At 67.5% G+C, this 7,278-nt stretch carries 8 protein-coding genes; 2 read left to right on the forward strand and 6 right to left on the reverse strand.

The features are described 5' to 3' along the window. Positions 1 to 545, forward strand: a 545-nt coding sequence (locus RI841_RS12700) for a cation:proton antiporter (protein ID WP_310705977.1), incomplete at its 5' end; no start/stop codon positions are given. A gap of 84 nt (positions 546 to 629) precedes the next feature. Here the strand turns inward: RI841_RS12700 and RI841_RS12705 are convergent. Next, positions 630 to 1,625: a YeiH family protein gene (locus RI841_RS12705; RefSeq protein ID WP_310705979.1), complete on the reverse strand. Its 996-nt coding sequence runs from the start codon at positions 1,623 to 1,625 to the stop codon at positions 630 to 632. A 110-nt stretch (positions 1,626 to 1,735) separates the two neighbouring features. On the opposite strand from RI841_RS12705, the gene RI841_RS12710 reads away from it, so the two are divergent. Beyond that, the gene (locus RI841_RS12710) at positions 1,736 to 2,641 is read left to right on the forward strand and encodes a LysR substrate-binding domain-containing protein (RefSeq protein WP_310705980.1); all 906 of its coding nucleotides are present in this window, start codon (positions 1,736 to 1,738) and stop codon (positions 2,639 to 2,641) included. Positions 2,642 to 2,974: 333 nt separating this feature from the next. On the opposite strand, the gene RI841_RS12715 is transcribed toward RI841_RS12710, so the two are convergent. From RI841_RS12715 to RI841_RS12735, 5 genes are all read right to left on the reverse strand, one after another. Next, entirely contained in the window at positions 2,975 to 3,745 is a 771-nt protein-coding gene (locus RI841_RS12715; RefSeq protein WP_310705981.1) for a transporter substrate-binding domain-containing protein, read from the reverse strand. A gap of 145 nt (positions 3,746 to 3,890) precedes the next feature. Continuing rightward, entirely contained in the window at positions 3,891 to 4,622 is a 732-nt protein-coding gene (locus tag RI841_RS12720; protein WP_310705982.1) for an ABC transporter permease, read from the reverse strand. After that, positions 4,622 to 5,326, reverse strand: coding sequence for an ABC transporter permease (locus RI841_RS12725; RefSeq protein WP_310705983.1), 705 nt, complete (start codon positions 5,324 to 5,326; stop codon positions 4,622 to 4,624). The genes RI841_RS12720 and RI841_RS12725 overlap by 1 nt, the downstream gene beginning before the upstream one ends. A 24-nt stretch (positions 5,327 to 5,350) precedes the next feature. Beyond that, positions 5,351 to 6,121, reverse strand: coding sequence for an ATP-binding cassette domain-containing protein (locus tag RI841_RS12730; protein ID WP_310705984.1), 771 nt, complete (start codon positions 6,119 to 6,121; stop codon positions 5,351 to 5,353). A 210-nt stretch (positions 6,122 to 6,331) separates the two neighbouring features. Beyond that, entirely contained in the window at positions 6,332 to 7,255 is a 924-nt protein-coding gene (locus RI841_RS12735; RefSeq protein ID WP_310705985.1) for a succinylglutamate desuccinylase, read from the reverse strand. Positions 7,256 to 7,278: the final 23 nt, after the last annotated feature.

The raw sequence follows: 7,278 nt of genomic DNA on the forward strand, positions 1-7,278 counted from the left end.
GGTTGCCCGCGGCCTGGTTGACGGCGCGCCTGGCACCCGGGGAGCCGACCCAGGTGGAAGCCTTGGCCCTGATCCTGCTGCTGGCCGGCATCTCGTCCTGGCTCGGGGTCTCGTCCCTGCTGGCCGCGATGATCACCGGGGCCCTGGTGGCCAATCTCTCGCGCCACCACACGCGTTCGTTCAATGAGATCGAGCTGATCGAGTGGCCTTTCCTGGTATTCTTCTTCGTGTTGTCGGGGGCAAGCATTGATCTGTATCGCTTCGGTGATGCTCTCGGCCTGACGCTGGCCTATATTCTGCTGCGTCTGTTCGGTCGCTACCTGGGCGGCATGCTCGGGGTCTGCCTGGCTCGGCAGCGCCAGGCCGATCTGCCGGGGAACCTTGGCCTGGCCCTGACCCCCCAGGCCGGGGTCGCGATGGGCATGGCGCTGCTCGCCGCCGAACGCTTTCCCGAGCATGGCCCGGCACTGCTCGCGGCGGTGGTGGCCTCGACCGTGCTCTTCGAAATCCTCGGGCCGCTGCTGGTCAAGCGGGTGCTGAGATAACGGATACGAAAACGGCCGTGACCGTCGCCCGTCTCGATGCTCGACCGGCCAGGTCCTCTGCGGATCAAGCCCCGGCCGAGCGCATCAGCCCATCAGCAGGCGGCTGGCCAGGAAGCCGCCGGTGAGCAGCATCACGAACAGCGTCAGGGCCAGGATGAAGGGGCGCAGGCCGAGGCTGCGCAGCTTCTCCAGGCGAGTCTCGTAGCCCAGCGCCGCCATGGCCATGGTCAGCGCCAGCTGGCCGGCCAGCACCAGGCCGTCGTGCAGGGGGGCGGGCAGGCGAACCAGGCTGTTGAAGACCACCATGGCCATGAAGCCGAAGGCGAACCAGGGGATCACCAGGCCGCCGCCGGCTGCCTGCGTCTCGCCCCCCTCGCGACGGCGCATCCACCACTGGCCGACGATCAGCAGGAAGGGCAACAGCAGCATCACCCGCACCAGCTTGACGATCACCGCGTTGGCCAGGGCCTCGGGGCCCACCGCCTCGCCGGCGGCCACCACTTGGGCGACCTCGTGGACGGTAGCACCGATATAGATGCCGTAGAGGCCCTCGTCCATGGCCAGCAGTGGATAGAGCAGCGGGTAGAGCAGCATCGCCAGCGAGCCGAACAGCACCACCGTGGCCACCGCCATGGAGGTGGCTGCCGGGCGCGAGCGGATGGTCGACTCGGTGGCCAGCACCGCGGCGGCGCCACAGATGGCGCTGCCGGCGCTGGTCAGCAGGGTGGTCTCGCGGTCCATGCCCAGCACTCGGGTGCCGAGGAAATAGCCGACGATCAGCACGCTCGAGATGACCAATACGTCGAGCAGCAGCACCCGGGGGCCCAGCGCGGCGACCTGCTGCAGGGTCAGCGAGAGGCCGAACAGCACGATGCCGCTGCGCAGCAGCCAGGGGGTGGCGAACTTGAGCCCCGACGCGGTATGGCGCAAGCGGCCGGCCAGCGGGGTGTTGCCGACCACGATGCCCAGCAGCAGCGCCACCACCAGGGGGCTGATGCCGGCACTGGCCAGCGGGGGAAGTTGCGCCAGCCCAAAGCCGGCGGCGGTCAGGGCGATGCAGACCACCAGGCCTTGCCACATGATGATGTCCTCTCGGGGGATGTTCGGGACTATCCTAGGCGCGGCTCAGCTCGTATGGTTATCGGTTAATCACGAACTGGCTATTCGGAAAAACCGATATGACACCCACGGTGAGTTTTCGACAGCTGCAGGTCTTCGCCACGGTGGCACGCCTCGGCACGGTCAGCGCGGCCGCCGCCGAGCTCAGCCTCTCCCAGTCGGCGACCAGCCAGGCGCTCTCGGACCTCGAGCGGCACCTGGGTATCGCGCTCTTCGAGCGGCTGGGGCGCCGCCTGCACCTCAACGACCTGGGCCGCCGGCTGCTGCCCCGGGCCGAGGAGCTGCTGGACGGCGTCGCCGGCTTCGTGGCCGAGGCCACCGAGCCCGAGGGGCGTCTGCAGGGGATGCTCAGCGTCTCCGCCAGCGCCACCGTGGGCACCTACCTGCTGCCGGCCCTGGCCGGCCGCTTCAGCGAGGCACACCCGGCGGCGGACCTGCGGCTCAAGCTGCGCAACACCTTCGAGGTGATCACCGATGTGCTGCGCCTGGAGGCGGACCTGGGGCTGATCGAGGGGGAGTGTCGCGAGCCGGCACTGGCCAGTGAGCCCTGGTGCGAGGATCACCTGGTGGTGGTGGCCGCGCCGGGCCATGGGCTGGCCCGGCGCGGGCGGCTCGACGAGGCGACGCTGGCCGAGGCCGACTGGATCCTGCGCGAGACTGGCTCGGGCACCCGCAGCGTCTTCGAGCAGGTCATGCGCGCCCGCGGCGCGCCGCCCAGGGTGCGCATGGAGCTTGGCCAGCACGAGGCGATCAAGCAGGCGGTGCGGGCCGGCCTGGGGCTCGGCTGCCTGTCGCGGCTGAGCGTGGCCGGCGAGCTCGAGCGCGGCGAGCTGATCGCCCTGGACACGCCGCTCCGGCTGCGCCGCACCTTCTCCCTGGTCTGGCACCCCCAGCGCTATCGCAGCCCGCTATGGCAGGCGTTCAAGGTATTTCTGGTCGAGGCGCGCTATCCAGCCCAGCACGCCGGCGAGCCATAACCACAGGGCGATGGCCGCGAAGTGCGCGGGGTACCAACCGAGTCACAGACGTTGCGGCACGCTCGGCATCAGGCGATGGGGGCCGCCGGTCAAGCCGAGCGATAGGGTAAAGATGGTGCACTGGATTCTGGCCTTCGTGCGCCGAGCGATCGCGATGCGCCGGTGACGCCTGCCCGAAGAGCGGCTCCAGCGTACCCGACCCAATGTACTTTCCAAACACACGACCGGGGCCCCTGAGGGCCCCGGTCGTTTGCTGACGGTCGATTGTGGCGTGTGTAACTGGAGCGCTTTATGACGCCCCAAGCGACTCGCCCGGCGCCGGTCGGCTCACTCTCACTCCGCGCCGAAATAGGTCGCGTGGATCTCGTCGTAGGTGCCGTTGGACTCGAGCGTGGCCAGCGCCTCGTTGAAGGCGGCGGCCAGCTCCTGGTCGCGCTGACGGAAGGCAATGCCGAAGCCTTCGCCGAAGTACTCCTTGGGTTCGGTGATCTTCTCGCCGACCAGCTTGTAGTCACCGGCCTCGCTGTCGAGCAGGGTGGACTTGCCGATCGGGAAGTCGAGGAAGACCGCGTCCAGGCGGCCGGAGTCCATGTCCAGCACCATGTCGTCGGCGGTGGCGTAACGGTTGACGTCGGCCACGTCGCCGTACAAGTCGGTCACGTAGTTGTCCTGCAGGGTACCGCGCTGCACGCCGAGGGTCAGGCCGTCGAGGGTCTCGTCGGACGGGGTGCCGATCTCGACGTCGCTGGGCGCGAACCAGGCCGACGGCGGCGTGATGTAGGGATCGGAGAACAGTACCTGCTCACGACGCTGCTCGTTGATGGTCATCGAGGACATGATGGCGTCGTACTTGCGTGCCTGGAGGCCGGGAATGATGCCATCCCAGCCCTGCACGACCCACTCGCACTGGATGCCGATCTCGGCACACAGGGCATTGCCCAGCTCGATGTCGAAGCCGGTCAGCTCGCCCTCGGGAGTGCGGAACTCCATGGGCTCGTAGGGCACGTCGACGCCGATGCGGATGTCGCGGACCTCGGCGCTGGCAGTGCCGGCGACCAGGGTGGCGCCGATGACGCCGAGACTCAGGATCTTGTGTAGCTTCATGGGTGTCTTCCCGTGTTGTTGGTGCGTTCACCTTGTGGGTGCTGACTCGATCACGATATTCCATGATCGGGCCCATCGGAAGGGGCGAACGCTGGATTCGAGCGCTCGCTTCCAACGCTTGTTTGACGCTCCTTGTCGTCAATGGTCAGCCGCTGGCCGGCTTGAGGTGCGCCAGCAGCCGCCTTTCCAGATAGCGGAACAGGTAGAGGATCGCGAAAGTGAGGCAGAGATAGATCGCCGCCACGAACAGGAAGGCATCGAAGGGCGCGTAGTAGCGCGCGTAGACGAAGCGTGCCGCGCCGGTGAGGTCCATGATGGTGACCACGCTGGCGATGGCGCTGGCGTGGAGCATGAAGATCACTTCGTTGCCGTAGGCCGGCAGGGCCCGGCGGAAGGCGCTGGGCAACACGATGCGCCGCAGCATCAGCCCCCGGGACATGCCGTAGGCTCGCGCCGCCTCGATCTCGCCCCGGGCTGTGGACTTGATGGCACCGCGGAAGATCTCGGTGGTGTAGGCTGCAGTGTTGAGGGTGAAGGCAATCAGCGCCGGCACGAAGGGCTTCTCGAGGATCACCCACAGCCAGGTCTCCTGGATCCCCTCGACGAACACCACGCCGTAGTAGATCAGGTAGAGCTGTACCAGCAGCGGCGTGCCGCGGAACACATAGCAGTAGAGAAAGATCGGCAGGCTGATCCAGCGGTGCTTCGAACCGCGGCCGATGGCCAGCGGTACCGCCAGCACCAGGCCGATCACCAGCGACAGGAACACCAACTGCACGGTGGTGACCAGGCCCTCGCCGTAGTAGCCGAGGGTCTGCAGGGTGAAGATGCTGTTGTCGGCGAGCTGGGCCTCCAGCCAGGTCATCAAGGCTTCCATCAGTCCGCCTCCCGGTAGCCGACGTTATAGCGTTTCTGCAGCCGCGCGAAGCCCCACTCCGAGACCGTGGCGATCAACAGGTAGACGGCGGCGACGATGATCATGAAGGTAAAGGGTTCGCGGGTGGCCTTGGAGGCCTCGGCAGCCACGCGCACCATGTCGGTGAGGCCGATCACCGAGACCAGGGCGGTGGTCTTGAGCAGCACCATCCAGTTGTTGGAGAGCCCCGGAATGGCGTGACGCATCATCTGCGGGAAGCGGATACGCCGGAACACCAGCCAGTGGTTCATGCCGTAGGCACGCCCGGCCTCGATCTGGCCGCTGTCCACCGCCAGGAAGGCGCCGCGGAAGGTCTCGCCCATGTAGGCGCCGAAGATCAGCCCGATAGTGACCACGCCGGCGACGAACTCGTTGACGTTGATGAAGACGTCCCACCCGAAGCGCTCATAGAGTTGGTCGGTGACCATGTTGATACCGATCTGGCCGCCGAAGAACAGCAGCATCATCAGCACCAGATCGGGCACGCCGCGGATGACGGTGGTGTAGAGGGTGCCGATGCGGTGGGCCAGCCAGCTGCGCGACATCTTGGCGCTGGCGGTGAGCAGGCCCAGCACGATGGCCAGGATCAGCGATAGCACTGCCAGTTCGATGGTGATCAGCGCGCCTTCCGCGAGACGTGGGCCGTAGCCGTGCAGGTCGATCATGGGGATCTCCTCGTCCGGGTCGCCTCAGTGCTTGGGCGCCAGGAACTGCTTGAGTCGCTCGGAGCGCGGGTTGTCCAGCACCTCCTGCGGTGGTCCGGCTTCCTCGACCCGCCCCTGGTGGAGATAGATCACCTGGGTGGACACGTCGCGGGCGAAGGCCATCTCGTGGGTGACCACGATCATGGTGCGACCCTCCTGGGCAAGGTCGCGCATTACCTTCAGCACGTCGCCGACCAGCTCCGGGTCCAGCGCCGAGGTGGGCTCGTCGAAGAGCATGACCTCCGGGTCCATGGCCAGTGCTCGGGCGATGGCGCCGCGCTGCTGCTGGCCGCCGGACATCTGGGCCGGGTAGTAGTCGGCGTGCTTGTCCAGACCCACCCGTTCGAGCAGCTGCCGGGCATGGGCAATGGCCTCCTTTTTGGGCTTGCCGAGCACATGGACCGGGGCCTCGATGACGTTCTCGAGCAGCGTCATGTGAGCCCAGAGGTTGAAGCTCTGGAAGACCATGGAGAGCCTGGCGCGCATGCGCACGACCTGCTTCCAGTCGGCCGGTTCACGGCCGTGTTTTGTCATCCTGAAGCGGATCTCCTCGCCGTGGACGATCACCTCGCCCTCGTCGGGTTGCTCGAGCAGGTTCATGCAGCGCAGGAAGGTGCTCTTGCCGGAGCCGGAAGCGCCGATCAGCGTTATGACATCGCCCTTGTGGGCCTTCAGGGAGAGGCCCTTGAGGACCTCTGCGTCGCCGAAGCGCTTGGTGATGTTGCGCACTTCCAGCGGAATCGGGGTATCGGCCATGGAACAGGCTCCAGATCGTGGGCGGTCCGCCGCATCAAGGGTCGGCCGAGGATCAACGCCGAGCATAAAAAGAGGGCGATTCTAACAGGCCGGAGGATTTCCGGAAGGGGACCGCGACCAGCCGGATAGTCTACCTCGGTCCGGGACGGGGATGGCATGGGGCATGGGGATTCTCCTGGCGATTGTTGTTGTGGGTTGCCGGGGGTGTCGTCAGGCCGGTGGCGGGCTCGGCACCACCAGCAGCGCTGCCCGGGCGCCGATCTCGACATCGGCATTGGGAAAGACCACTGACAGGGGGGTCTCGCCGACGCGGGTCTCGCCGGCGACGGCGTCTTCCGCCAGTCGGGTGCCCGGCGGGAACTCGCTGAAGTTGGGCGTATCGTCGGGAAAGCAGAGCCGGAACGCTTCGCCGTGGCGCAACAGCTCGTGTTCGGCGCGGAAGAAGGCCATGGTGCCGGGGTCGTCGGCGGCCGGCTCCCGGCCCTCGACCAGCGCCTGGAGCAGCCGGCCCATGGGGGCCAGGGGCGCCAGGTCGTTATGGCCGAAGGGCAGGGCACGGCCCAGCTCCAGGGTGAAGGCCGCGGCGCCATGGTAGTGCTTCGCGTAGTGGGAGAAGGTCCAGCTGTGGCGATGCTGGTGCAGTACCGCCTGGATGCCGGCGGCGGCCAGCCAGCGCCACTGCTCGGGAGGCGTCGGCGTCTCGGCGAAGGGCTCGACCACGAAGCGCGGGAAGCGGCTGTCGCGGATCGCCGTGTGCAGGTCGTAGTGCAGGCGCTCACGGCCGGGATGGCGGGTGTAGAAGGCATCCACCTCGGCCATCAGCACCCGGGCCCGGTCGGGCTCGTCACCCGCCTCCGCGAGGTCGCGGCGGAACAGCCGGTTGAGGTTGGTGGCGACATAGCGCTCGCCGCGCCGGATCGCCTCGGGGTTGCCCAGGATCACCAGCAGCGGCGCCCCCAGGCGCACCAGACCGGCTTCCAGGCGAGCCAGGACCTCGCCGAGCAGCTCCATCGGGGCCGTCTCGTTGCCGTGGACGCCGACCGAGAGCACGCAGGCTTTCGCGCTTGCCGCGGCGGTGTCCGGCATGAGTTCGAGCACCCCCGGGGCAAGCAGTCGGAAATGCCCTCCGGCGATCCTGCCCCCGGTGGTGGAGGAGG

This window comes from Halomonas sp., assembly GCF_031581305.1.
Classification (GTDB): Bacteria; Pseudomonadota; Gammaproteobacteria; order Pseudomonadales; family Halomonadaceae; genus Halomonas.

Excerpts from the sequence above, each read along its gene's own strand:
- RI841_RS12730 (WP_310705984.1), bottom strand. The coding sequence starts at position 6,121 with ATGGCCGATACCCCGATTCCGCTGGAAGTGCGCAACATCACCAAGCGC.
- RI841_RS12720 (WP_310705982.1), bottom strand. The coding sequence starts at position 4,622 with ATGGAAGCCTTGATGACCTGGCTGGAGGCCCAGCTCGCCGACAACAGC.
- RI841_RS12705 (WP_310705979.1), bottom strand. The coding sequence starts at position 1,625 with ATGTGGCAAGGCCTGGTGGTCTGCATCGCCCTGACCGCCGCCGGCTTT.
- RI841_RS12725 (WP_310705983.1), bottom strand. The coding sequence starts at position 5,326 with ATGATCGACCTGCACGGCTACGGCCCACGTCTCGCGGAAGGCGCGCTG.
- RI841_RS12715 (WP_310705981.1), bottom strand. The coding sequence starts at position 3,745 with ATGAAGCTACACAAGATCCTGAGTCTCGGCGTCATCGGCGCCACCCTG.